The following is a 21,783-nucleotide window of genomic DNA, read 5'->3' on the forward strand; positions in this document are numbered from 1 at the left end:
TGTCCAAGCGAACGACCCGATCCCTGAGAGGCGTTCTCTGGATTGCCGCCCTGGCGCTCTGCTGCTTCTCGGCCGTGATGCTGATGGAGGCCAACAGGCCTACTGAACGAGCGATCGCGCACCTGCCGTCCGCTGATCCCACGACAACAGGCGCCATCGATAAAGGTCCTATCCGGTGGTGTGGTGCCGCCTCTTGGTGCCGATGATGCACACGATCACGTCGCTGTCGTCTCAAGCATAGGGCCCCCCGAACAGGTCACCGAGCGCCTTCCGCCGGGACAGCGTGCGCCAGCGTCGCCTCTGATGTTCCGGACGGTCGTGGATCATGTGGCAGCGCTGGCAGAAGGCCGCGAGGTTGGCGTCGGCGTTGTTCGCGGTGTCGTGGTCCCGATGGGCTGCGGCCAACACCACCCAAGTCCGGCGAGCTCGTCCAAGGATGTCAGCTTCCGCAGCGATCCGGATCCGCCTACTCCACTCGTCGCGCCACCGCCCAGCCTCAGCGTCCCACCAACGGCCGTCGCCGAGGTGGTAGACCATCCGCCCATGCGGCCGTCCGCAGCCCTTGCAGCAGCCCTGCGCCCGGCCGAAGCGGATCGCCATCGATAGCTCGCGCCAGTCGATCGGGTAGAAGAAGCGGTGCTCGGGCCGGATCGGCATAAGGGCCGGACTGTGCCACCCGGCGTGAAAAAAGCGTAGCGCTAAGGGGCTTGTGCCGGGATAAACGCTACAGCCTGCCTCGCTTGGGACATCAGGCGGCGGCCGATGTAGCCTCCGCCTTTTGCCGGACTCCGAGACCGAACCGAGTTGCGAACACGTCTGCGGGCATCGGCTTGCCGAACAAGTAGCCCTGTCCCTCTTGGCAACCCTTCTCGCGCAGACGCGCATACTCCGCCTCTGTCTCGATGCCCTCGGCGATCACCGCGAGCCCGAACCCACACCCAAGCTGCAGGATCGCCCGCACGATCGTTACATCCTGGTGCGAGGCCAGCATGCCGGTCACGAATGAGCGGTCGATCTTCAGTCGGGTCAACGGAAAGCGTTTGAGCAGGCTGAGCGACGCGTAGCCGGTGCCGTAATCGTCGAATGCGATGCCCACCCCGGCCGTGCGTAAGCTGCGCAACGCTGCGATCACCTCGGCATCGTGGCGTAGTACGATGTTTTCGGTGATCTCCAGTTCGAGGCCAGCAGCGGGCAAGTTGGTGTCCTGTAGGATCGCCTGGACCGTCTCAGCAAGATCGCCGCGCTGGACCTGCGCGCTGCACAGGTTCACCCCTATCCGGAACTCAGGTGTTCCCGCGTTGCGCCATATCACGGCCTGTTCAGAGGCGGTGCGCAGCACCCAGTCGCCGACTTGGGCGGCATACCGGCTGGTATCCAGCGCGTCGAGGAATGCCATAGGCGCGAGCAGACCTCGCTCCGGGTGCTGCCACCGGATCAACGCCTCTGCCCCGACCAGCACACCATCGCTGAGGCGTACCTGCGGTTGATAGAACAGCACGAACTCACCGCGCTCGACGGCCCGACCTAGTTCGTCGCGGCAGGTGTGCAGGCGCTGTGCCTGCCGCCGCAGCACGGGGGTGAACAGCCGGTGGCAATGCCGACCGTCGCCTTTGGCCTGGTACAGGGCCAGATCCGCGCACGAGAGCAGGTCGTCCGCACTCTCGCCGTGGGTCGGGGCCAGGGCGATGCCGACGCTAGTGCCGAGGCGGAGCGTCTGACCCTCGTGCTCGAACGGCTCCGCGACAGCAGCAATGATCCGATCCGCCACCTCGGCCGCCCGCAGCGGATCGGCAGTGTCGGGCATGAGCAGTACGAACTCGTCCCCGCCTAGACGAGAGACCGTGTCGATCGGGTGAACGCATGCCAGCAGACGGGCGGCGATCGCCTTGAGCGCCGCGTCGCCGGTGGCATGCCCGTGGCTGTCGTTGATCTCCTTGAAGCCGTCGAGATCAAACATCAGCACCGACACGGTACGTGCGGCGGCAACGATCTCGGTCAGCCGCCCGCACAGTACGGCCCGGTTAGGCAGTTCGGTCAGCGGATCGAGGTGGGCGAGGCGGAACAGACGGTCCTCATTGGCGCGCCGCTCGCGGATGTCGCGCATGATCGAGCCGAACGCGGCCCGCCCCTCCTCCTGCCAGCGCGACAACGACAGTTCGATCGGGAACTCGGTCCCGTCCTTATGACGAGCTGGCAGCTCTACCGTCTTGCCCAGGAGCCGGGGCTTGCCCCCGCCGGCGACGCGGTGCAGGCCACCGCCATGACCACCCTGCATCCGCTCGGGCACGATCAGGTCGATGGGCTGCCCAATCGTTTCGGCGGCACTGTGCCCGAACATCCGCTCGGCGGCGGCATTCCAGAAGGTGATGTGGCCCGTTGCATCGGCACAGACGATGCCGTCCGGCGAAGTCGCTGCGATCTGGACGAAGCGCGACTGGCTTGCTCGCTCGGCAACTTCCAGCCGGCGCAGCTCCATGCGGTCGAGGACAAGATCGGATAGCTGCTGCAGGATCTGCCGGTCGGCGTCGGAGAAGCTGTTGCGCGGCCGCGTGTCGGCGAGGCAGAGCGTACCGACGGCATGGCCTGAAGGCGCGTGCAGCGGGATGCCGGCGTAGAAGCGAATGTACGGCGGTCCGGTGACGAGCGGGTTGTCGTGGAAGCGTGGATCGAGGGCGGTGTCGAGGACGACGAGGGCGTCACGCTGCGTGATGGTATGCGAGCAGAACGCCACCTCTCGGTCCGTCTCACACAGGTCAAGGCCGACCTTGGCGTGGAAGACCTGACGGTCGCGGTCGAGCAGAGAGACGAACGCGGTCGGGACCTGGAACAAGCGTGCGGCCAGGGCGACGATCTGAGCGAAGGCTGGTGCTGGCGCTGAGTCGATGAGATCGTACTGAGCCAGCGCGGCGATGCGCGCGTCCTCTGCGACGAGGATTGAAGGAAGCCGCACAGCAGGGACCCGAGATTGCGTTCGTCTGCTGTTGTGCCCTTAGGTTGTTAATGGAACCCCTACAGTGCGGTGCGGCGTTGGCACTGTACTAGACACCGCAACACCTGCTGTAAGCGCAGGGAGAGGGTCTACAAACCTGAAGGCCTACGGAAGCGATCGAGCCAGGTCCGCGAGCCTGAAGAATGTAGAGGTAACGCCGTTCTAGATCAGCGGCCGACCCCTGACTCCGGTACACCCCCGTTACTCCCTATCAGCGGCTGACAGGAGCACGCAGAGCCCCTGTGGCCGTACTCTGAAAGATCGGGGCTTGTGCCTTGCCCTGTGCGCCTGACATCGGACTTCGCCAAGCATCCCGAGCAGTAGGCAGTCAGTGGTTGCCATGGCGAGTGCTGCGCATGACTTCTGCCTCTAGTTCGTTGCCGTAGGCGTCAATATCCCGCACCAGCCCATGGGCCAACACGGTCGCAGCGCCAAGGCATGCCATCAGTGCACCCCTCAACTTCTGCACGGCATCGCGCATGGTCAAAATCACAAAGATAATCTGTCCTCCGACTTGAAATGCCTACGCTAGAACGAAGTGGCCTGCGGCACTGCACGAATGGGTGGCAGATGAACAGTGAGCGCCGGCCTCCCGTCCAGAGACGGAATTGGAATGAAAGCTCGACCGGGCATCGCTGCATTGGGTGATAGGCCCGCGGTGGCCCGGCCGCGTCCGGCTAGCGCCGGATCTCTGTCAGGCCGAGCGCGCTACCGTCTCACGGGCCCAGGCGGGGACGCTCACCGGGCCAGACATCAGCGCCTCTTCGCGGGCCTCGTGGTCGGGCTCGTCCCCGAACCCGGTGAACCCTGCGGGCAGATCCACCCGCGTGAGGACGACGAGGGCGCGAGCGGCGCGGGCGTATTCCGGTTCGCGATCGCCGCGATGGCCGTTCAGGTTGCCTTCGGCGTCGATCGCCATGGCGAGAGCCAGGGTGCCGAGACCTTTTAGCGTCGTGGGGGTTGGGGCCTTGATGATGGCGCTGAGCAGGTCGCGGAGACGCCGCTCGACGCGAAGCCCGGCCCGGTATTCCGGCGTGTCGCTGTCGGCCATCAGATCGAACAGGGGCATGACGGCGCGCTGTTCGGCATAGGCGGCCAGCAGATCGCCGCGGATCTGCGATGGGGCGGGCGCCTTGCTGGCGCGAGAGAGGGCGGCACGGGTAGCGGCGAGGCGGTCCGCGAGCGAGGTGCGCAGCAGCGGTGCGGGGCGGGCGACGGCGAGGGCGTGCGTCATGGATCGTGCTCCGTGAGGGCTCGTTGAAGGGGTCTCGGTTCGTGGGTGAAGGGGTGCGGGCGGACAGACAGGCTGTGGGTGGCGCTACCGCCTTGGTCCGCCCGCATCCGGCCGAAGCCGGATCTCGGAAACTCAGTGCGCGTGGGCGTTCCGCGCCATCCGCGCGGCCTGCCAGGAAGCCTTGAGGCAGACGGACATCGCGGCCTGCCACGTACCGCCGTGGCGCTCCTGATGCGCCTTCGCGGCAGAGACGGCCGCCGCCATTACGGCCGAGCGGTCGAACTGGCCCGCCACCACCAACGGGCGGCTGCGGAACTGCGCGAAGCCCTGGCAGAGAGCGCGGGCCGAGAGGAAACCGACCGGGGCCTTGGTGCGGTCAGCGCGGATGTCGCGGAGGGCGGCGTTCCAGGAGATCGAACGGTTGGACATGGCGCTTGTCCGGCTCTTTGGCGCTTTCATTGGTAGCGCCGATGAGCTAAAATGGCTCATGTAATATCCCGTGTCAACCTATTTGGTGCTCGGGAGACCAAAAAAGGCTCATGGGTTCGATGATGCTTACCGGCGCACAAATGAGGATGGCCCGCGGGTATCTCCGGCTCTCCGTTCGCGAACTGGCGGACGCGGCCGGTGTATCGCCAGCTACCATCAAGCGTATGGAAGAGGTGGACGGCGTACCAAAAGCGATGGCGGACAATCTCGCCAAGGTGCAACAGGCTCTCGAAACGGCCGGCGTCGAATTCATCCCCGCCAACGGCGGCGGGGCTGGCGTGCGGATGCGTGCGACTGACCCCGCCTGATGGCCGAGACCGCCCCCGAGGTCGCCCGGCAGATCCTGGTTCACAACGAGCAGACCAAGATCCGCGCGACGCTGCTCAACACCGTCGCCGCCGGCTTCATCGTGGCGGGCGTCATCACGCCGATCGTGAGCGTGTCTCGAGACCCGTCCAGCCCGACCGGCGCCACCCTGCTCCTGATGATCGTTTGGTTCCTGCTCGCCGTAGCCCTACATTCCGCAGCGTTCCTGACCCTGGAGCGGCTGAGATGACCGACGCAGTTCTGCTCACGATCGCCGCTGCCGCCGTCGCGACCGCCATTCTGGCTGGGGCTAGCCTCGCCCTGTCGAAGCGCAGCGCCGCCCGGATCGATCGCCTCGTTGCAGAGCGCGCCAGCGCCGACAGGAGCCATGGCCTCGGCCCCGACGCTGCACACCCGGAGCGGGCCTAGGGCGCCGGCTACCTCGACAGTTTTGCTGCGGGCCGCCATCTTGAGCGCATGCCCGACCACCGCGGCCAGAGCTTCAACCCGCAGCAAGAACCGACGCCCCGCGGCGGCTGGTTTCGCTTTGAGGAGCGGCCGTACCCTGAGAGGTTGGATAAAGCGTTTCGGATCGGGGCAGCTGGGATCGGCATCGCCGTAGCCGCAGCAACCGTCTACATGGTTGCTTTCTATGCCCAGCGACCGCCGACAGACCCCACCGATTATGGTTGGGCCGGCGTCCTTATCTTGATGCTCGCCGGCCTCTCCTACGGCTTCATCCGCGCCATCGGCATGATTGTGACCGGCCTGTACGGCACGATCCGCGACGGCTCCGAGTTCGTAATCGACTGGCGGGCCGTTCGCCACGACCTGCCGCTGCGCCGGACCTGGATCGTCATCCTGGAAGGCGCCCTGCTGCTAGTTGCCGGCAGCACGTCGTTTTGGGGGGCGCTGCGGTTCATGAAGCAGGGCGACGCGTTCGGGCTCCTCGTGTGTCTCGTCATTCAGGCGATGATCTATTGGCCCCTGATCCGGCGCAGGATCGCGGCGGGGCGGACGCGGGGCTAGTACCCCGTGCCCAGCGGCGCTAGCACGCGCCCCGTCGAGCTGCCGGCCGAGACGGCATAGCCCGGTGGCGGCGCCAGTAGCCGCGGCGCACCCCCTTCAAAGGACCGCCGAGCCGAGGCCGCGCCCAGGCCGCCGATGATCGCCCGCGTCCCGACCTTCGCCCCGTAGGTGCCGGCCGCCGCGCCGAGGCCGCCGACCTTGAACGCCACCGCGCCCGCAATCAGGTCCGCGAGCTTCGCGACTGCCTTGCGGCCCATCTCCCCGGCCTTGTCCGTTCGGAACGTCCCGTCTGGCCGCACCGTGGCTTGAAGGGCCGCCGTGAACTGGCGCATGTGCCCCAGCACCTTCGGCTCGAACAGGGCCGAGGCCACGCCCTTGCCAGCGCCATCGGTGAAGTCTCGGAGCTGCGCGGCCATTTTTGCGGGGTCAGACGACAGAGCCGGATTCATCAGCCGGTGCACGGCGGCCTGACGGAGGGCCGCCCATTCGTGACTGCGCTCCCCGAGCAGCCCGCGCGCCGCCTGCGCCTCAAGCACGGCCCCGGGCTTGGCGCCGATCGCACCCGACCCGCCGAAGATGCTCCGGCCGACTGCATTCGGATCGAACCCGGTCCGTTCGAGATCCGCGATCCAAGCCGGCATGGGCTGACGCGCCGCCTCAAGCTGGCGAGATGCGCCTTTCAGGGCCCGGAGCCCTGCCACCTGCTGTCCCGACAGGAAATCGACGAGCGGCCGCCCGTCCGCCGACAGCAGGTAGTCGAGACGGCTGCCGAGATCCCGCCCCTCACCGCCGAGGTGACGGTTCACAAGCGCGCCCTGGACCGCTTGCCATTCAGGACTGTCGGCGCCGACCGCACCGCGGATCCGAGCGAGCGTCTGCACCTGCCCGCTGGTCACGCGCCCGCTGCCTGGGCTGCCGAACAGCATGCCGGCGACCTCGTTGGGCGAGGCGTCACGCTCCAGGATCTTGCGGAGGTTGTTGCCCGCCGTGTCGCCCGCGAACCGCGGGGCGAAAGCTTGCTTGTAGTCTCGGAACAGGCCGCGCGCGCGCTGCATCGCGGCCAGCGGCGCGGTATCACCGCCGGGCAGGGCGTCAGAGGCTGCCGGAGCCGTGGCCCCATCGAACGGAATTTCTTGCACCGGCCCGTGCGACGCCTCGCCGGCCGGATGGCCCATCACCGCGGCCTCGAATGCGTCGGCGCCGTTGTCGTGCTCGCCACGATAGAGGCGGGCGGCCGCATCTTCGAGGTGCGAGGGATCTTCTCGGCGCGGGTCCACGCCCACCGCCCTGAGATCATCCGCAACCTGCCGGTGGAACGGCGCCATCCGCTCCGCATAAACCGCGTTCTGGTCCGCAAGTCGGCCGCCGGCATCGGCAGGGGCACCGCCGCGGGAGAAGTCAGATAGGCGGTAAACCGGCTGACCCGACCGCTCCTGGCCGATCAGGTCGTGGACCTCATCACCGATGCGCCGCGAGATCATTCCGTCCGCGCTGTCAGGGCGCAGGAAGCCCTCGGAAGCGAGTTGATCGCGGAAATCCTCGATGGGGCGGCCAGCCTTTCGCCCGAGCGGTCCATAGGGTGTCATGACCCGGCCCAGATCCGCGGCCCGAGCGTCGCCGTCGAGTGAGATCCCGCCGTTCCGGGCGAGGTAGTGCGTCAGCGGTTCGGATTTGCCCGTAGAGGCCCCGCCAGCGGCCGAGGCAGCGCCAGGGACGGCGGACGGCGCCGCGAGCCTGGGGAACCCGTCAGCGGCCAGATTTGGGGCTCCTGCGGCTTGCGAAGGCCCGAACAGCCCCGACGCCATCGCGTTCTCCACGTGGTCGTCGAAGTGGCCGATGATTTGATCGACCGCGCGCCGGTCGGTCGCATTCGTCGTGGTCGTCCCCCGGTAGGCGATAAGACGCTTTCGCAGCTGCTCGACCTGCTGGAGGGTCGGCCCCTCGTTCGGAGCCAGCCCAAACAGGTCCGGCACCTTGTCGAGATCGCCGATCGCACGCGTCGCGGCGGGTGTCGTCACGTCGTCGAGCGGCACGTCGGACCCGAGGCGGACCCTCACGCGAGACCCGACGCGATCCATGGCGCCGGGCACGAATTGGCCCGGGATCAGGCCTACCTCACCGTAGGCGGCGCGATAGCCCATCTTCGCCTCCTCGGCCGCGTCACGCACGCCCTGGATGGCTGCGGTAGCCCCGTCGATCGCGTCGGGCCCGCCACGGCCGCGCACAGCCCTCAAGGCGTCGTCCACCCCACGCTGTGCGACGCTCTCCCGCTCGGCCTGGGCCTGCGCGATCTGACGCGCTCGATCCGCGGCCGCCTCGAACGCTTGCTGCGGGTTGTCGATCCGCGGCGCGTCACCGGCCGCCATGCCGAGGAAGCGGTCTCGGTTCGCCGCGATGGCGTCGGCCTGTCGCGTCCCGAACTCCTGCCCGATTTCTTGCGCTCGCGGACCGGACTGGCCGGCGATAGCGCGACCTTCCAGGGCGAGCGCCTGCGGGTCCTGCGTCGCCTGCCCCCGAGACAACGGCAGCCCAAATTCGGCCGCCTGCGCTTCGCGCACCGAGGCGGGCGTGGCACCCTTTGCTGCGAAGGTCGCCTCGATGTGCTGAGCAAGCTCCGGCGGCAGGTTATCGGCATCGAGGCCTGCGTTGAGGAGTACCGCCCGCGCCCGGGGAGTGAACCCGGTTTCCGTAGCCACCGCTCCGCGGCCAAACCGGGCCAGGATCGGCTCAAGTGCCTTGCCCGCCGCTGCGATGACGGGGGGCGCCACCTTCTCCACGATGGGCCCGAGAGCAGCGCCCCCAACGAACCCCGTTCCGGCACCCTCGATCGTCTTCAGCGGGTCGTGGCTGCCGATCGCTGCGGCAGCGCCGCCGTAGCCCGCACCCGTAAGGCCGTACCGCAGCCCGCGAGCCGCGATGTTGGCGCCCTCCGCGATGGGCAACCCCGGCATGAGGGGTGTGGCTGCGATGCCCCCGGCAAGTTCGCTCGCGACGGTGGTTTTGGGGCTCTGCCGGCCATAGGCGCCTTGGAGATCCTGAAAGCGGTCGTAATTCTCAGCGAAGGAGCGCTTGCCGTCGCCAAACCCCATTCCTGCCGGTCCGTAGCGGCCCAGCAACGTGGCCACTCCCGCCGCCGCATTGCCCGCGAGGTTCAACGAGGCGCCCTGCCCAGCACCGAACAGCGCCGCGGTCGCGGTGTTGATGGCCGACGGCTTGCCGATCAACGCCTCGTCCGCCGTGCGACGCAGAGCCGAGCCCTCCGGCGTCGAGGTGTCCAAGGTGGACGCCATCGGGCCGCTACCGAACCAATCCGAGAAGCTGGCCGGTTTCTGCTGCGACGCCTTGAACGCCTGAAACTCGGTTGGATCAAAAGCATCAACCGAAGGTGCCGCCGCTGAGGTATCCTGCGCCGGTGCCGCAAGCCCCGACTTGAACGCGGCGAACTCGGCGGGATCGAATGCGAGACCGGCGCTCATGCCGCGACCTCATCCATTCCCGCCGAACCTTCGGCGCTGCTACGATCATCGCGGGGGGCAGGGAGAGAATACGCATGGCCGAGAAAGCCGAGGCTTCGCCCGTAGGAGCTGCCGAGGTGCCCGATCCGGATCAGGTCCCGGTGCGTCACGTCACCGGCGCCATGAGCATGCTCATCGGAAACGGGACGGTCATGCTCAACCTCGTGACCGACCGCATGGGAATGCGCCTCGACGGAAGCATCTACGCCGACCCGATCATCGCCGCGCGCCTGCGCTTCGACCTCGACATGGCACGGCGCCTTCGAGACCAACTCGACGCGCACATCAACGGGCTCACCGCTGCTATGCCGCCTGACACCAAGCCGAACTGACACGTCCATCAGTACCCCTCCGAGTGAAGCTGCTGGTACGCCTGCGCCTTGCTCATCCCGGATCCGACGAGCTGTCCGAACCGATCGGCCGGCGAGACGGCACCGGGCCGGTTCGAGGGCGTCGGTGGCGGCAGGGCCGGAGCACCGGACTGGCCGCTTGCAGACGCGCCCTGCTGCGATCCGGGGCCGCCGCCCTGGCGAAAATACGTCCCGCCGCGCAGCTCGTCGGCCTTCTCCTGGTTCTGGCGCTGACGGAGTTGGGCGAGGCCGATAGCGCGGTCTAGGATCCGATCCCGGACGACCTGCGGCTTGCTGCTGCTGCCCTGGATCTCCAGCAGGATCGCGCGCTCGCCTTCGGTGGGGTTACCGCCGAAGATGCTCTTGAGCTGACCGAGCGCCTGGGTTTTCAAGAGGTTGTCGTAATCCTGCGTCGCCTGCCCGGCTTTGCTGCCGACGGCGCCAGTCACCGTTGCCAGCGGCCCGGCCCACGGACCGGCATAGGCCTGCGCCGACAGCTCCTTGGCCTGCTTCAGCATGTCGATGGTGGACTGCGCCGCCAACGTCTGGCTGTCCGCATCCATGATCGCTTTCTTGTCGCCCGCTGACATGTCGCGATCGGCGCCAATCTTCCCGGCGCCCACAAAAGACCGGTAGGCGGGCGTTCCGGGCTCAAGGCCCAGCCCTGGCGCTGCCTCCCGACGGACTTCCATCTGCGCCCGGAGCTTCGCGCCCTCATCTGCACCTTCCCGAGCCGGCGCGGTAAACACCGGCTGGTTGGTAGCGGTATCGAACAGCGTCGAGCCGGCAGAGACCGCCGTCGGCGCCCGCGGGTTCACATAGAACGGAGACCGCTCGCCCGGCGCAATCGCGGCGTCGCCGGGCGCTACGATGGTCGGCGTCAGTGGCTTCCGCAGTTCGTTCTTGTAGTCGACCAGCGAGCCGGCAAAGCCCTGGCTGCGGGCGAACATGTACTGTTTCACGTCGTCCGGGAGCCTGGTCTGCTCCAGCTCGTTCGAGAGCAGAGCCTTCACGACGCCCGCCTGCCCCTCGTTCAGACCCGGCAGCATCGCGACGCGCATCAGAGCGCCGACCCGCTGCGACGAGCCAGGAGCGCCCACGGCGCGCGCCTGGGCTGCGGCCGGAGGAAGCCCCGCCTGCGCGAGGTGCTGCGGCGCCTGCGCGGAGAGCTGCGCACGAGCCTCAGGCGACGGGGCGCCCCCATCCTGGCCCGGCATCGTCATGACGCGAGACGGTGCCGGGGCTCCAGGATCCGGCAACGCGGGTGCGGCAGGGGGTGCCAGCGCGCCGCGCGGTCGGTTCACCGCCTCGTTGTCCGAGGATGGCAGGGCGGGGCCCTGCGGCTGGAGCGGAGCGCGCGGCTGCGGGCTGCTCAGGCCAGCCGGCAGGGACGCCACCGACCCCGGCATGGGCTGCGAACCCGGCGGGATCTGAAACTGCGCGTTCTGCGCGTTGGGAGCCGGGAGGTCCGCCTGATCCGTGCCGCCCACCTGGGCGACGGGATTGCCGCGATCCATGATGGTACCGGGGATGCCAGCACCCGACATGGACTGAGGGATGAGCGTCTGCGGTGGGCGAGGAGCGGGCGGCACAGCCATCGGCGCCCCGCCGTTCGGCCGCATCGCCGTAGTCAGAATGTTGGTCTCCGCACCGATTTCGGCCGGTGCGGGCTGGCCGTACATGGACGGCAGCTCCCGGTCGGGGTTCATGCCTTGCACGGGCGCGAGCGGCCGATTGAGCGGCGTCGGCGCGGACGGCATGAAGCTCGGATCCGCGCTCGCCACCTGAGGCGCACCGGCCTGCGAAGCACCCTGGCCGCCGCCGAAGCTGCGGCCGAAATCGTTCATGACCTGGCCGGCCGTTTTCGGGCTGCCGTCGCGGTTGAAGAAAACCGGCCGGTTGGCCGCGACCGCTTTCGGGTCGGCGTAGCTCAAGGCAGGCGCATCGGGGCTGCGCATGGCCCCGCCCACGAGACGCACGCCACCGCTCGCCCCGAGGAAGTGCAGGGCGTAGCGCGACGCATCGGTGACGGGCAGACCGACACGACCCAGCACGGACTCATTGTCCGCCGTGAGCGCCTTGGCCGCGCGGATCGACTGATCAGGGTCCGTGCGCCCGTCCTGACCGTTCCCAACCGGCGTCAGGTTCAATTCGGGGTGCTGGCGAGCCGTCTCGTTCCAAGTCGAGGGGATGAACTGCGTCAAGCCCTTCGCGGAGGAGGTCGACGCCTGCGCATTCGGATCCCCGCCGCTCTCACGCTTGACGAGGCCCGCGAGGTAATTGCCCTGCGGCCCAGAGCTGTCGAGGAAGCTCGGAACACCCCCGTAGGGATTGGCTGGGGCGCTGGACGAGCCGTACTGGGGCGTCGAACCGCCGACCCCGAACCCGCCGCCGTACATGCTGGTCAGGCCGGCGATCCCCGCAGCCGCCTGCTTCTGCTGCTCCTGCGTCTGCCCCAGCTTGAGCAAATTGAGGCCGACCGTCGGATCCCCGGCGTTGAACGCCGTGCGCGCCGCGCCGGCATAATCGCCGCCCTGGATCTGATCACCGAGCTTCGAGAGGGCGGTGTCGCGCTTCGCTGCGTCGTAGCTGTCATGATAGGACTTGCTGACCTTGCCCAGCATGCCCGCGATGTCGAGGACAGGAAGTCCGAACCCACCACTCATACCGCCCTCACGAGAAGATGTTTTTGATGCCCGAGACGACGTTGCCGGCCAGCGTATTGCCGAACCCGCCACCACCTGCAGCAGAGCCGGCACCACCGGCCCCTAGGTTCGCGAGCCCGAGCAGACCAGACAGAGCGTTTGCCCCGGCCGCGTTCTGGCTCTGAGCCAGATTGTTGTTGTTTGAGACCAGCGCGTTGGTGCCGTTGTTGATGACGCCGGCCTGCGCGTTCCCAAGGGACGCGAGGTTCGAGGCGGCGCTGCCGTAGAGGCCAGCCGTCCCGGTGCCGCTGCCGACATCAAGCGACGACTGGCCCGTTCCCAGGTTCGCGTAGGAGGAGCCGAGCGACGTGCCGAGCCCCACGTTGTTGGTGTTCAGGGCGTTGCCGAGGCCCTGGTAGAGCGACCCGAGAGAGCTGCCCTGTCCCGTGTACAGGGTGCCCATGGCGTTGCCGCCCTGCGTCGCGAGGTTGGCCTGAGCGGTCCCGAGCCCGGTGTCGTTGCCCGCCAGGGCGTTGCCGAGGTTCTGGCTGATGCCCGAGAGCGCGTTGCCCTGGGCCTGGGAAATCCCGGCCAGACCAGTCCCCTGAGCCGCGTCGTAGCTGCCCAGTTGGTTTCCGAGACCCTGGTTCACGGACGAGAGCTGGTTGCCCAGGTTCTGCGAGATCCCCGACAGAGCCCCCGCCTCGTTCTGGCCGAGGCTGCTCAGCGCGGATCCGTAATTCTGGGAAGCATTCCCCTGCGCCGTCAGCCCGGAAGCCTGCCCCTGGATGCCGGTCTGATAGAAATTCGAGCCGTTCTGAAGGTTTGAAACGTATTGCTGATAGCCTTGGCTCGCGAGACCATTCGCAGTGCTCAGGATGTCGGCGGTCGCGTTGCCACCCGCTAGACCGCCACGCGCGGCAGCACTGCGCTGGACCGAGCCGAGCGCCTGGTCGAGGGCGTACTGATAGCCCGGTGCTGCTGTGAAATTCTGCTCTGCGGCTTGCGAACCGGCGGCGCCATTCGCGCCGATCGCGTTCATGTAGTTCGTGTACGCACCGGCCCCGCCGGAGACGAGCGGGTTATAGGCAGCGGTCGCTTGACCCAAATAATTCTGCGTCGCGCCGTACTGGCCGCTGAGATCCTGCCGGGCTCGATCGTAGTTCGAATTGGTGTCGGCGGTCGCCTGCCCATACTGGTTCTGCAGCGCCTGGGCGGCGAGCTGGTACTGCGCGCCGGTGTCGGATTTCGCGGAGTTGTATCCTGCCGAAAGCTGGTTCGCAGCGTTGCCGTAATTGGTGTTGATGGCGCTGGCCGCGTTGCCGTACTGGTTTATCAGGTCGGAAGCGGCGTTCCCGTAGCCCTGCCCGATCAGGTTCTGCGCGTTGGCGTAGCCGCCCCCGACTGCGCCGAGAGCGCTGCCGTAGCCGCCGCCGATGGCGCCGAGGGCGCTGCCGTACTGCTGGTTAAGCGCGTCTTGGCCAGTGGAATACCCCGCATTCAGGGCGATCGCCTGGTTTCCGTAGCCCGATCCGAGGCTGGAGATACCGGCATTGTAGCCCGCGCCGAGCGCCGGCAGGGCGTTGTTAAACAGCAGCCCGTTGGCGCTGTTGTACGCATCGCCCAGCGCAGTATTGGCCTGGGTCTCGCCCGTGCCGATCGCGTACTGGTTATTCTTGGCGGCGGTCTGGCTGGCCGCTCCCGTGAAGAGGTCGAGCAGGCCCATCAGTGTACCGTCGGGCTAGGGGGCGGGAGCGGGAGCATCGGCGCCGGGAGCGGCTGCGCCTTGGGCTTCGTCGCTGCCGAGCGCGGCGTGAGCCACGGGCAGTCAGGGCCGGTCATGGCCCAGACCTGGGCGTCCAGGGTGCCGCGGTAGAACCGGCGGGCGGTGCCCTCGAACTGGAACCGGGCACGGCGCGCGAGGTCGGCGAGGTCGGGGCGATCAGCCGGGATCCGCACCACGACGCGGCACAGACCGAGGCCGAAAAACGCCCACTTGCAGACATCGACGATCAGCCCGCGCGTGAGCACGCCCGGGTCGGCGAGCACGATCAGCTCGGCCTCGTTGTCGGGGTGCGGGCTGTGCAGGACGAAGAGGGCGCCGCGGTTGAGGTCCGGGCGGATGCAGCGGATCCACGTCGGCTCATAGCCGAGAGGCCGCCCAGCCTTGGCGTTGATCCAGGTGGCGACCTTCTCCGGCGTGTCGTCGAACTCCACGACGGTGCGACCGGTCGGGTTCGCCATTGGGCGCAGGGCCTGGGCCATCCGCTCGTGCCGGCTCTGCCGCAGCACCTCCCGCGGATCGATCCCCGCGTCGCGGAGGATTCCGTCCAGGGTCAGGTTCTCGCCCTCGTCGGCCGGAGGCGCCTGGTCGAGCTCAAACCCCTCGGGGAGATCGGCGCCGGCCATCACGCGGCCACCTGCAAGGGCTGGCGAGCGCCAGGGGCGGCCGGCGGGGGCGGGTCGCGGTCCGGAGCGCCGACGGCCGCGCGTAGCGTGCGCCGGGCGAAGGTCGACACGTTCTCGCCGGATGCTTTGGCGCCATCGCTCAGCGCGGCGCGCAGATCGCGATCGACGCGGATGTAGAGGTGAGCAGGAAACTTGCAGCGCATGTGCGGTGCCTCGATGTTGTCGAGGCATTAACGCACAAGGCGCAGGCTACGTCTTGCGCATTTATGGAATATCGACTGCCAAACAATCCTGACAAACAGACCAAAGTTGAAGCAAATTTGGTCATTTCTTGCCAAATTATCGCAACCTAGCTCCGCAAAGAGCGCATGGCTTAGGTCTTAGAGTCGTATTTGTCATTCCGTCTGTTGAAATGCACTGTCGACATCGAAATGGCTTCCATGATCTGTTCGCTTACATCGATCCGCTTTGCGAGCGAGACCGCAAAAGCGGCTGATGCTGCCCCGAGCTTCCCGACGGTCTGATAGTGCCTATACGGCTCTCCCAGGGCCGCCAGGCCGCCCCCAGGCGCGTAACTGGCAGCATCTTTGTCGTCTATCGGCTTCACCATAGCCAGCACATCGGATGCGGCAACGCGCATCGCATTTAATACATCTTGGCTTTCAGTCCATTTTTGCTTGGACATTATCTCGATGAGCTTCCAAGACGACGCAATAGTTGTCAGCAAGTTCAAGTTTTCTGGACCGCCGAAACGCTCTATTAGACGCTCTTGCTCTCCAAAACTATCTTCAAGCCTCCGCTCTATTTCCTCGCTCAATGACCTCTCGCTAGCTTCAGCAGAAGCGACAAGCCTCTCGTGAAGTTGGGAGCTCATCCGGAAGGCCATCGTCGGACGCTTCGCATCCGGAGAATGCTTCCGCGGTCGCCCGCCTTTTTTCCGCTGCGGTTCCTGATCCGTCACAGCCTATCCCCGTGTGTGCCAACTCGTGTTATGCTCGCACGACAAAAACCTCTTGCCAAGGGCATGGAACGAGCTAAGTTGGTTTTAGTCGTGTTTCCATAACACGATCCGCCAGCGAGGCCGGGATGACCGAACCTTCGATCAGCGCACAGGCGCCGACCCCAACACCTTCTCCGTTCGCAGATCCTCTTTTTGCGCTTCTCCCCGAGGAGGACCGCGAGCTGTTCCGCAAGCCGTTCACACCGCTGGTTCGAGCGGGACGGTTTTTCGGGACTGGTCGGAATACAACCTACAAAGCTGCCAAGACCGGCCACATCCCCACTGTCGAGGTGGGCGGGCAAAAGTTCGTCTCGACTGCTTGGCTGTGGGAAGCTTGGCGCCGCGGGAGCCCAGCCATCGTCGCATAAGAAAGCCGCCGGCCCGGATTGGGACGGCGGCGGGGTCTTATCTACGAACGCTTGGTACCGTCGTAGTTATAGCATCCGACGCACAGTCTCAAGGATTTCTGGACCGGCACCCTCAACGCAGGAGTGCCTACCGTGAAAACCAAGACCTACAGCCGTTCCCTCGCCATCCGGCCCCACGAGGCCATCCCCGACACGGCCGCCGTACAGGCCCGCATCGAACGCCGCCTGGCCGACCGGTGCCGCGTGTCGGATCCAGTTGCCGCCGTCCTCGCCAGCCTTGCCGGCATCGGCCCGCAGATGCGCGAGGCCCGCTGATGACAGCCGCCACCATCACCCCGACTGCCGCTCTCCAATTCGACGCCGTCGGCGAAGCCGCAGCGATCGCCGAGAGCTACACGCGCGCCGCGGGCGAGTTCGCCCTGGCTCGCGACGCCAAGGGCATGGCCTACTCGCTTCGGCAGGCCGCGGTCGCCCTCGCGGCGGCCGCCTCGACGGCCCAGGCGCTCCGGCCCGCCCAGCAGGACGGGGGCGGCCGATGAGCGCCACCCGAATCCTCACCCCTGTCCCCGGCGCGCTTGCGTGCTTCAACTGTACCGCTTGGGGCGACTACGGCGATATCGGCGTGGCCGACGAGCGCGGTGGCGTTCTCGTCCACATCGGCCGCAAGCCGACAGGGCAGTGCCGAGCCCACCCGCCCGCGCGCGATCCCGAGGAGATCGGCGCAACCAACGCGGCGTGGCCGATCGTGACGGCTACGGACTGGTGCCGGGCTTTCGAGCCCGCCCAGCCGGGCGCGCGCGGGGAGGCGGCCTGACATGCAGCGCCTCATCAAACCTCCGCGTAAGGCCAAGGCCTGCGCCTGGTGCCAGCACTTCGCCCAGACCAGCACCGCCTACGTCTACGGCGGTCGTGGGGTCCTTGGTGCGATCGGCGAGCAGCCCCGCGGCGACTGCCGCGCCAAGCCTCCGCGCCGGGACAAGAAAACCGGCGACGCCCTGTGGCCTGACGTGCTCGGCAACGACTGGTGTTCGGCCTTCGCCCGCCCCGAAACCGTGAAGCGCGGGGAGGCAGCATGAACAACGTCATCTGCTTCCCCTCGCCCATGTCCACCCAGCGCACGCCGGTCGCTGTCGAGGTGATCCTATGCCCGACCGCGGGCGTGTGGATCGCCTGGCTGCTCTTACCCTGCGGCCGCTATGTCGCTCTGGAGCGCACGCCGGACAGAGAGCACGCGCTCCGAGACGCGCGGGCCTACTCCGCTCGGCACCAGGGCATCCCGGTCTCGGTGCTCAGCGGGCCGCTCGCGGTCGTGCTGGATCAGTCGGTGCCGAGCCGGCGCCGCCGAGGCGAAATTTCGATCTGGCTGGACAAGCGGGCCGGCGACCGCTGGCGCGTCGACCATTGGTCGGCCTCCGGCGACTCCGTCGGCTCTGTCGGCGCGGCCGCCTCTCTCGCAGAGGCTGTGTCACTGGCCCGCGACGCCGCGCAGCGCCTCGGCGCGACCTTCGAAGATCCTTCCCACCATTTCGGAGGCGCAGCATGACGGCGCACACCTTCCCGTCAGAAACCGACCTGCGCCTCGCCCTGCGTGAGAACGGCTACCACCCGGTGCCGGTCTCCAGTCCGAGCATGGACGTCAATTCGGCCGGCAAGCGCCCCGTCATGCCGGCTTGGGAGCGCAGGTGTCTCAATGCGCCGCCGGATGAGATCCGCCGATGGGCGAGATCCTACCCGGACAGCACCAACACCGGCTTGCTGTGCGGCCGGCTGGCCGGCGTCGACATCGACGTGAGGGTGCCGGAACTGGCCGCCTCCATCGCCGAGCGCGCGCGCGGAATGCTCGGGCATACCCCGTTGGTTCGGATCGGCCGCGAGCCGAAGCTGTTGCTGGGCTACCGGCTCGCGATCCCCCTCAAGAAGATCCAGACCCCGGCCTTGTTCTTCACCGAGGATCCCAAGGAGAAGGACACCAAGGTCGAGGTGCTGCTATCCGGCCAGCACTTCGTCAGCTTCGGCATCCACCCCGAGACCGCCGCGCCCTACCGCTGGCCGGACGCCTCGCCGCTGACCGTCCCCTTCGCCGACCTGCCGGAGATCACAGAGGACGATCTGCGCGATTTCGTTGCCGTTGCCGAAGAGATGCTGCGCGCAGCCGGAGCGGCGACACGGCGCGACCAGAAGAAGAGGGCCCAAACCTAGACGTCGCAGGAGAAGAAGGGGCGGAAGGCCGGCGGCTTCGGGCTGCATGAGAAGCCCGACCGCGAGACCGTCGCCGACGCGCTGCGCAGCATCCCGAACGACTTCGACTACGACGGTTGGATCCGCATCGGGTACGCGCTCTACGATGGTCTCGGCGAGGGCGGCCGTGACCTCTGGGAGAGCTGGTCCGCGACCTCACCCAAGGACGATGCCGCTCACACTGCGGGCAAATATTCGGCCTTCGCTAACGGCCGCTCCGTCAAGATCGCAACCCTGTTCTGGCACGCCGCCGAGAACGGGTGGAAGCGGCCGGGCGCGGGCCGCTCAGGCGCACCGAAGAAAGACCGGACCGAGCGCCGCGCCAGCGCGGACCCGGAGGCTGCCCCGAGCGAGGAAGACGACGGTCGGCCGATCGTGCGGTTCGTCAACGGCAAGGTGCCAGAGGCGGTCGACCGCATGGAAGCGCTGCTGCTCTCGGCCGGGGTGCAGATCTACTCCCGTGCCGGCGCCCTCGTGCGGCCCGTCATTGACGAGGTGCCCGCAGCCAAGGGCCGGATGACGACGGTGGCGCGGATGAGCCCGCTGGTGGCCGTCAGCCTCGCCGACATGGCCGCCCGCATTATGCGGGTGCAGCGGTTCGATTGGCGCGCTGAAGACTGGCTGGACATCAACCCGCCGAGCGAGATGACCCTGACGCTGCTGGCCCGCGAGGGGCAATGGCGCGTCCCGCCGGTCGCCGGCATCATCACCACGCCGACGCTGCGCCCCGACGGGTCCCTGCTCACCGCGGCCGGGTACGATCGCGCGACCCGACTCTATCTCGCGCATGATCCGGGCTTCACCATGCCGGAGCTGATGGAGCGGCCTGACCGCGAGGAGGCAGTTGCGGCTCTCGCTTTCATCGAGGCGCTGCTGGTCGGCTTCCCGTTCGTGGGCCCAGTCGACCGCGCCGTGGCCCTGTCGGGGATCCTGACGGCCCTGGTGCGCGGCGTGCTCCCGACGGCGCCGCTCCACGCGATCCGGGCCCATAGCCCCGGCACGGGCAAGAGCTTCTTGGTCGACCTCGCGGCCGTCATCGCCACCGGCCGGCGCTGCCCGGTGATCGCCGCTGGCAAGACCGAAGAGGAGACAGAGAAGCGATTGGGTGCCCTCCTGCGTGACGCGGTGCCGGTCGTGTCCATCGACAACGTCAACGGCGAGTTGGGCGGTGACATGCTGTGCCAGCTCACCGAGCGCCCGCTCGTGCGGGTCCGCATCCTGGGCAAATCGGAAGCGCCCGAACTGGAGTGCCGGTCGACCACCTTCGCCACCGGCAACAACCTCGTGCTCGCCGGTGACATGACCAGGCGCGCCGTGCTCTGCTCGCTCGACGCCGAGATGGACCGGCCCGAGCTGCGGGATTTCAGCTTCAACCCGATCGACTGCGTGATGGCGGACCGCGGAGCCTACGTCGCCGCGGCGCTCACCGTAATCCGTGCCTACCAGGTGGCTGGCTCGCCGACCGTCTGCGGCTCGCTCGGGAGCTACGAGGACTGGTCCGCCATGGTGCGCTCGCCGCTCGTCTGGCTCGGCCATGACGATCCGGTCGTGAGCATGGAGACCGCCCGCGAGGAGGATCCCGAACTGTCCGCCATCCGCGAGCTGTTCGAGCACTGGCGCGAGCATCTGCACCTGTCGAGCGGCTACACCACCAACGCCATCACCAAGACCGCCTGTGAGAAAGGCCCGGGGTCGAATTTCGACTACAATGTGCAGGAATTCCGCGCCCCCGAGTTCCGAGACTTGCTGCTGCGCCAAGCCGGCGACGGCGGGGCGGTGAACAGTCGGCGCCTCGGCAAATGGCTGTCCCGGATCAAGGGCCGCGTCGTCGGCGGGCACCGCATTGAGATGCGCGCTGACAGCAGCAACGGAAATCGGTTCTCGCTCTGCCGGGTCGCCGGGACTGACGCCTTCCCCGGCGACCGGGTCGCGCCCGAATATCGGGCCTCTTCAGAACCGGTGTTCTGATGCAAGCGCCAGAGATAGGGGTTTCAGGCCTTTTAGGGGTTTGTTTCATCCCAACGCGAAGAACTGTCAGGATCAATTGGCGCTTGCATGTTGCGGGCGTGCCCGCACCCGCAAGCGCACGCGTACATGACAGTTTGCGTGTAGCGGCCAAAACGAACCCCTCTAATCCGTCAAACCCCTATCCTCTCGGGAATGGGGGCGCCCGGTGATCCCCGCCGCTGACGCCTGGGGCCCGTTCCGGCCCGACATCGACCCCGCCGAGCGCAAAGCGCGGTTGAGGTGCCTGCGCGCCATCGTCCACCTGTCGACCGGCCCGCGCGGTCACGCCCTGGCGGACCTGCTGCGCCGTGCCGAGCGGGATCCCGACCTGCTGGCGCCGTCCCTGTCCGCCCTCACCGCCCTCGACCCGCTCGACAAGCGCCGCGTCTGGGCGAGCTACGCCGCCCTGAACCGTCCCGCCGTCTGAAAGGAGACGCCATGCCCCGCAAGTCCGATCCCGACCGCCTCCCCCATCCCGGCCGCGCCTCGGCCTCGCGCGCGTGCGCGCCCGTGAGCGAGCAGAGTGTGCAGGGTGTGAGCGGCGACATCGTCACGCCCGCTGCAATCCTGGCCCTTCTGGACGGCATTGAGCGGCATGGCCTGAACGCTCCGGCCGCTCTCGCCTTCCGGTCCGCCCTGCGCCGCAAAGGCATCGAGGCGGACCATGCCGGCGGTCTCGCGGCCTTAGACGATCTGATGGGGGCCGTAGTCGGCGCCGGCCCGAACCGCGCCGATGCCAGAACCGCGATCCTGCGCGCGGCTTGGGCTGATCTGCTCCCCGGCCCCGGCGGGAGGGCGAGACCATGACCCCGCGCGAGCAAGCCGCTTTCACCGCCGGCATCGAGACCGCCCGTCAGATGGCGCTCACCGCGGCCGTGACGATGGAGACCCGGGACGACGCCCGGGAGGTCCGCCAGCAGGCCGCCGTCGCAGCGCTCCACGGTCTCGCGGCCGGGATGCACGCGGTGTTCATCGCCCCGCCAGCCGAGACCGATCCTCTGCGCCGCATCATGGCGACGATCGCCGCGGACCCGGCCGAGAGCGGCACCGTCGAGTGCCCGACGTGCAAGGGCCAATTGTCGTGGCGCCGCGACAGCTACAACGGCCACCTGCACGCGCAATGCGAGACCGATGGCTGCCTGCGGGTGATGCAGTGACGGGCGCAGTCGTGAAACCTCATAGCGGGTGCTATCTATCATCCGCC

The 21,783-nt window shown here is 67.8% G+C and carries 25 protein-coding genes and 1 pseudogene; 16 read left to right on the plus strand and 10 right to left on the minus strand.

From position 1 onward, the window contains the following. Positions 1-231: 231 nt before the first annotated feature. The 4 genes from AC3IF1_RS29490 to AC3IF1_RS29505 form a co-directional block, all read right to left on the minus strand. Positions 232-657 (minus strand): hypothetical protein, encoded by a 426-nt coding sequence (locus tag AC3IF1_RS29490; RefSeq protein ID WP_489220662.1) that lies wholly within the window; start codon positions 655-657, stop codon positions 232-234. Positions 658-748: 91 nt separating this feature from the next. Beyond that, complete coding sequence (locus AC3IF1_RS29495; RefSeq protein ID WP_489220663.1) at positions 749-2,950, minus strand: putative bifunctional diguanylate cyclase/phosphodiesterase; 2,202 nt, start codon at positions 2,948-2,950, stop codon at positions 749-751. A 733-nt stretch (positions 2,951-3,683) separates the two neighbouring features. Next, complete coding sequence (locus AC3IF1_RS29500; RefSeq protein ID WP_489220664.1) at positions 3,684-4,223, minus strand: hypothetical protein; 540 nt, start codon at positions 4,221-4,223, stop codon at positions 3,684-3,686. A 132-nt stretch (positions 4,224-4,355) separates the two neighbouring features. Next, positions 4,356-4,652, minus strand: a complete 297-nt coding sequence (locus tag AC3IF1_RS29505) for a hypothetical protein (protein ID WP_489220665.1) — start codon at positions 4,650-4,652, stop codon at positions 4,356-4,358. A gap of 110 nt (positions 4,653-4,762) precedes the next feature. Here AC3IF1_RS29505 and AC3IF1_RS29510 point away from each other — a divergent pair, with 110 nt between their 5' ends. The 4 genes from AC3IF1_RS29510 to AC3IF1_RS29525 are packed head-to-tail and all read left to right on the plus strand — an operon-like array spanning position 4,763 to position 6,047. Next, positions 4,763-5,020, plus strand: coding sequence for a helix-turn-helix domain-containing protein (locus AC3IF1_RS29510; RefSeq protein WP_489220666.1), 258 nt, complete (start codon positions 4,763-4,765; stop codon positions 5,018-5,020). Beyond that, on the plus strand, positions 5,020-5,268 hold the full coding sequence (locus AC3IF1_RS29515) for a hypothetical protein (protein ID WP_489220667.1): 249 nt from the start codon (positions 5,020-5,022) through the stop codon (positions 5,266-5,268). Before AC3IF1_RS29510 ends, AC3IF1_RS29515 begins: the two co-directional genes overlap by 1 nt. After that, complete coding sequence (locus AC3IF1_RS29520; protein ID WP_489220668.1) at positions 5,265-5,447, plus strand: hypothetical protein; 183 nt, start codon at positions 5,265-5,267, stop codon at positions 5,445-5,447. Before AC3IF1_RS29515 ends, AC3IF1_RS29520 begins: the two co-directional genes overlap by 4 nt. A gap of 48 nt (positions 5,448-5,495) precedes the next feature. Beyond that, positions 5,496-6,047, plus strand: a complete 552-nt coding sequence (locus tag AC3IF1_RS29525) for a hypothetical protein (protein ID WP_489220669.1) — start codon at positions 5,496-5,498, stop codon at positions 6,045-6,047. Here the strand turns inward: AC3IF1_RS29525 and AC3IF1_RS29530 are convergent. Then, positions 6,044-9,523 carry a hypothetical protein gene (locus AC3IF1_RS29530; protein ID WP_489220670.1) on the minus strand — a complete coding sequence of 1,160 codons (3,480 nt, stop codon included), beginning with the start codon at positions 9,521-9,523 and terminating at the stop codon, positions 6,044-6,046. The two genes, AC3IF1_RS29525 and AC3IF1_RS29530, sit on opposite strands and share 4 nt — an antisense overlap. A gap of 74 nt (positions 9,524-9,597) precedes the next feature. Here AC3IF1_RS29530 and AC3IF1_RS29535 point away from each other — a divergent pair, with 74 nt between their 5' ends. After that, positions 9,598-9,894 carry a hypothetical protein gene (locus tag AC3IF1_RS29535; protein WP_489220671.1) on the plus strand — a complete coding sequence of 99 codons (297 nt, stop codon included), beginning with the start codon at positions 9,598-9,600 and terminating at the stop codon, positions 9,892-9,894. Between the two features lie 8 nt (positions 9,895-9,902). On the opposite strand, the gene AC3IF1_RS29540 is transcribed toward AC3IF1_RS29535, so the two are convergent. The 5 genes from AC3IF1_RS29540 to AC3IF1_RS29560 all read right to left on the minus strand — a co-directional run bounded on the left by AC3IF1_RS29540 (position 9,903) and on the right by AC3IF1_RS29560 (position 15,852). Continuing rightward, the gene (locus AC3IF1_RS29540; RefSeq protein ID WP_489220672.1) at positions 9,903-12,536 is read right to left on the minus strand and encodes a transglycosylase SLT domain-containing protein; all 2,634 of its coding nucleotides are present in this window, start codon (positions 12,534-12,536) and stop codon (positions 9,903-9,905) included. A gap of 49 nt (positions 12,537-12,585) precedes the next feature. Continuing rightward, positions 12,586-14,283, minus strand: coding sequence for a beta strand repeat-containing protein (locus AC3IF1_RS29545; RefSeq protein ID WP_489220673.1), 1,698 nt, complete (start codon positions 14,281-14,283; stop codon positions 12,586-12,588). Further along, the gene (locus AC3IF1_RS29550; protein ID WP_489220674.1) at positions 14,283-14,966 is read right to left on the minus strand and encodes a hypothetical protein; all 684 of its coding nucleotides are present in this window, start codon (positions 14,964-14,966) and stop codon (positions 14,283-14,285) included. The genes AC3IF1_RS29545 and AC3IF1_RS29550 overlap by 1 nt, the downstream gene beginning before the upstream one ends. After that, a complete protein-coding gene (locus AC3IF1_RS29555) occupies positions 14,966-15,169 on the minus strand; it encodes a hypothetical protein (RefSeq protein ID WP_489220675.1) in 204 nt (67 codons plus the stop codon). The genes AC3IF1_RS29550 and AC3IF1_RS29555 overlap by 1 nt, the downstream gene beginning before the upstream one ends. A 170-nt stretch (positions 15,170-15,339) precedes the next feature. After that, a complete protein-coding gene (locus AC3IF1_RS29560; RefSeq protein ID WP_489220676.1) occupies positions 15,340-15,852 on the minus strand; it encodes a TraY domain-containing protein in 513 nt (170 codons plus the stop codon). 614 nt (positions 15,853-16,466) lie between these two features. Between AC3IF1_RS29560 and AC3IF1_RS29565 the strand changes: the two genes are divergently transcribed. From AC3IF1_RS29565 to AC3IF1_RS29615, 11 genes and pseudogenes are all read left to right on the plus strand, one after another. Then, positions 16,467-16,649, plus strand: coding sequence for a hypothetical protein (locus AC3IF1_RS29565; protein WP_489220677.1), 183 nt, complete (start codon positions 16,467-16,469; stop codon positions 16,647-16,649). Further along, positions 16,649-16,873 (plus strand): hypothetical protein, encoded by a 225-nt coding sequence (locus AC3IF1_RS29570; RefSeq protein ID WP_489220678.1) that lies wholly within the window; start codon positions 16,649-16,651, stop codon positions 16,871-16,873. The genes AC3IF1_RS29565 and AC3IF1_RS29570 overlap by 1 nt, the downstream gene beginning before the upstream one ends. Continuing rightward, positions 16,870-17,148 (plus strand): hypothetical protein, encoded by a 279-nt coding sequence (locus AC3IF1_RS29575; RefSeq protein ID WP_489220679.1) that lies wholly within the window; start codon positions 16,870-16,872, stop codon positions 17,146-17,148. Before AC3IF1_RS29570 ends, AC3IF1_RS29575 begins: the two co-directional genes overlap by 4 nt. A gap of 1 nt (position 17,149) precedes the next feature. Beyond that, entirely contained in the window at positions 17,150-17,410 is a 261-nt protein-coding gene (locus tag AC3IF1_RS29580) for a hypothetical protein (protein ID WP_489220680.1), read from the plus strand. Then, the gene (locus AC3IF1_RS29585) at positions 17,407-17,877 is read left to right on the plus strand and encodes a hypothetical protein (RefSeq protein ID WP_489220681.1); all 471 of its coding nucleotides are present in this window, start codon (positions 17,407-17,409) and stop codon (positions 17,875-17,877) included. The genes AC3IF1_RS29580 and AC3IF1_RS29585 overlap by 4 nt, the downstream gene beginning before the upstream one ends. Next, on the plus strand, positions 17,874-18,533 hold the full coding sequence (locus AC3IF1_RS29590) for a bifunctional DNA primase/polymerase (RefSeq protein WP_489220682.1): 660 nt from the start codon (positions 17,874-17,876) through the stop codon (positions 18,531-18,533). The genes AC3IF1_RS29585 and AC3IF1_RS29590 overlap by 4 nt, the downstream gene beginning before the upstream one ends. An 81-nt stretch (positions 18,534-18,614) precedes the next feature. Continuing rightward, positions 18,615-18,809 (plus strand): annotated as a pseudogene (locus AC3IF1_RS29595) (PriCT-2 domain-containing protein); the annotation flags it as partial. A 138-nt stretch (positions 18,810-18,947) separates the two neighbouring features. Continuing rightward, positions 18,948-20,540 carry a hypothetical protein gene (locus AC3IF1_RS29600; protein ID WP_489220683.1) on the plus strand — a complete coding sequence of 531 codons (1,593 nt, stop codon included), beginning with the start codon at positions 18,948-18,950 and terminating at the stop codon, positions 20,538-20,540. Positions 20,541-20,745: 205 nt separating this feature from the next. Continuing rightward, on the plus strand, positions 20,746-21,006 hold the full coding sequence (locus AC3IF1_RS29605; protein WP_489220684.1) for a hypothetical protein: 261 nt from the start codon (positions 20,746-20,748) through the stop codon (positions 21,004-21,006). An 11-nt stretch (positions 21,007-21,017) separates the two neighbouring features. Then, positions 21,018-21,386, plus strand: a complete 369-nt coding sequence (locus AC3IF1_RS29610) for a hypothetical protein (protein WP_489220685.1) — start codon at positions 21,018-21,020, stop codon at positions 21,384-21,386. Beyond that, the gene (locus AC3IF1_RS29615) at positions 21,383-21,736 is read left to right on the plus strand and encodes a hypothetical protein (RefSeq protein WP_489220686.1); all 354 of its coding nucleotides are present in this window, start codon (positions 21,383-21,385) and stop codon (positions 21,734-21,736) included. Before AC3IF1_RS29610 ends, AC3IF1_RS29615 begins: the two co-directional genes overlap by 4 nt. Positions 21,737-21,783 lie beyond the last annotated feature (47 nt).

The organism is Methylobacterium sp. E-012 (assembly GCF_057836545.1).

What these genes read in the sequence shown, in the direction of transcription:
- AC3IF1_RS29535 (WP_489220671.1), top strand. Translation starts at nt 9,598, where the DNA reads ATGGCCGAGAAAGCCGAGGCTTCGCCCGTAGGAGCTGCCGAGGTGCCC.
- AC3IF1_RS29555 (WP_489220675.1), bottom strand. Translation starts at nt 15,169, where the DNA reads ATGCGCTGCAAGTTTCCTGCTCACCTCTACATCCGCGTCGATCGCGAT.
- AC3IF1_RS29580 (WP_489220680.1), top strand. Translation starts at nt 17,150, where the DNA reads ATGCAGCGCCTCATCAAACCTCCGCGTAAGGCCAAGGCCTGCGCCTGG.
- AC3IF1_RS29570 (WP_489220678.1), top strand. Translation starts at nt 16,649, where the DNA reads ATGACAGCCGCCACCATCACCCCGACTGCCGCTCTCCAATTCGACGCC.
- AC3IF1_RS29590 (WP_489220682.1), top strand. Translation starts at nt 17,874, where the DNA reads ATGACGGCGCACACCTTCCCGTCAGAAACCGACCTGCGCCTCGCCCTG.
- AC3IF1_RS29610 (WP_489220685.1), top strand. Translation starts at nt 21,018, where the DNA reads ATGCCCCGCAAGTCCGATCCCGACCGCCTCCCCCATCCCGGCCGCGCC.
- AC3IF1_RS29520 (WP_489220668.1), top strand. Translation starts at nt 5,265, where the DNA reads ATGACCGACGCAGTTCTGCTCACGATCGCCGCTGCCGCCGTCGCGACC.
- AC3IF1_RS29530 (WP_489220670.1), bottom strand. Translation starts at nt 9,523, where the DNA reads ATGAGCGCCGGTCTCGCATTCGATCCCGCCGAGTTCGCCGCGTTCAAG.
- AC3IF1_RS29575 (WP_489220679.1), top strand. Translation starts at nt 16,870, where the DNA reads ATGAGCGCCACCCGAATCCTCACCCCTGTCCCCGGCGCGCTTGCGTGC.
- AC3IF1_RS29615 (WP_489220686.1), top strand. Translation starts at nt 21,383, where the DNA reads ATGACCCCGCGCGAGCAAGCCGCTTTCACCGCCGGCATCGAGACCGCC.
- AC3IF1_RS29560 (WP_489220676.1), bottom strand. Translation starts at nt 15,852, where the DNA reads ATGGCCTTCCGGATGAGCTCCCAACTTCACGAGAGGCTTGTCGCTTCT.
- AC3IF1_RS29500 (WP_489220664.1), bottom strand. Translation starts at nt 4,223, where the DNA reads ATGACGCACGCCCTCGCCGTCGCCCGCCCCGCACCGCTGCTGCGCACC.
- AC3IF1_RS29550 (WP_489220674.1), bottom strand. Translation starts at nt 14,966, where the DNA reads ATGGCCGGCGCCGATCTCCCCGAGGGGTTTGAGCTCGACCAGGCGCCT.
- AC3IF1_RS29505 (WP_489220665.1), bottom strand. Translation starts at nt 4,652, where the DNA reads ATGTCCAACCGTTCGATCTCCTGGAACGCCGCCCTCCGCGACATCCGC.
- AC3IF1_RS29510 (WP_489220666.1), top strand. Translation starts at nt 4,763, where the DNA reads ATGGGTTCGATGATGCTTACCGGCGCACAAATGAGGATGGCCCGCGGG.
- AC3IF1_RS29515 (WP_489220667.1), top strand. Translation starts at nt 5,020, where the DNA reads ATGGCCGAGACCGCCCCCGAGGTCGCCCGGCAGATCCTGGTTCACAAC.
- AC3IF1_RS29490 (WP_489220662.1), bottom strand. Translation starts at nt 657, where the DNA reads ATGCCGATCCGGCCCGAGCACCGCTTCTTCTACCCGATCGACTGGCGC.
- AC3IF1_RS29525 (WP_489220669.1), top strand. Translation starts at nt 5,496, where the DNA reads ATGCCCGACCACCGCGGCCAGAGCTTCAACCCGCAGCAAGAACCGACG.
- AC3IF1_RS29585 (WP_489220681.1), top strand. Translation starts at nt 17,407, where the DNA reads ATGAACAACGTCATCTGCTTCCCCTCGCCCATGTCCACCCAGCGCACG.
- AC3IF1_RS29540 (WP_489220672.1), bottom strand. Translation starts at nt 12,536, where the DNA reads ATGCTGGGCAAGGTCAGCAAGTCCTATCATGACAGCTACGACGCAGCG.
- AC3IF1_RS29545 (WP_489220673.1), bottom strand. Translation starts at nt 14,283, where the DNA reads ATGGGCCTGCTCGACCTCTTCACGGGAGCGGCCAGCCAGACCGCCGCC.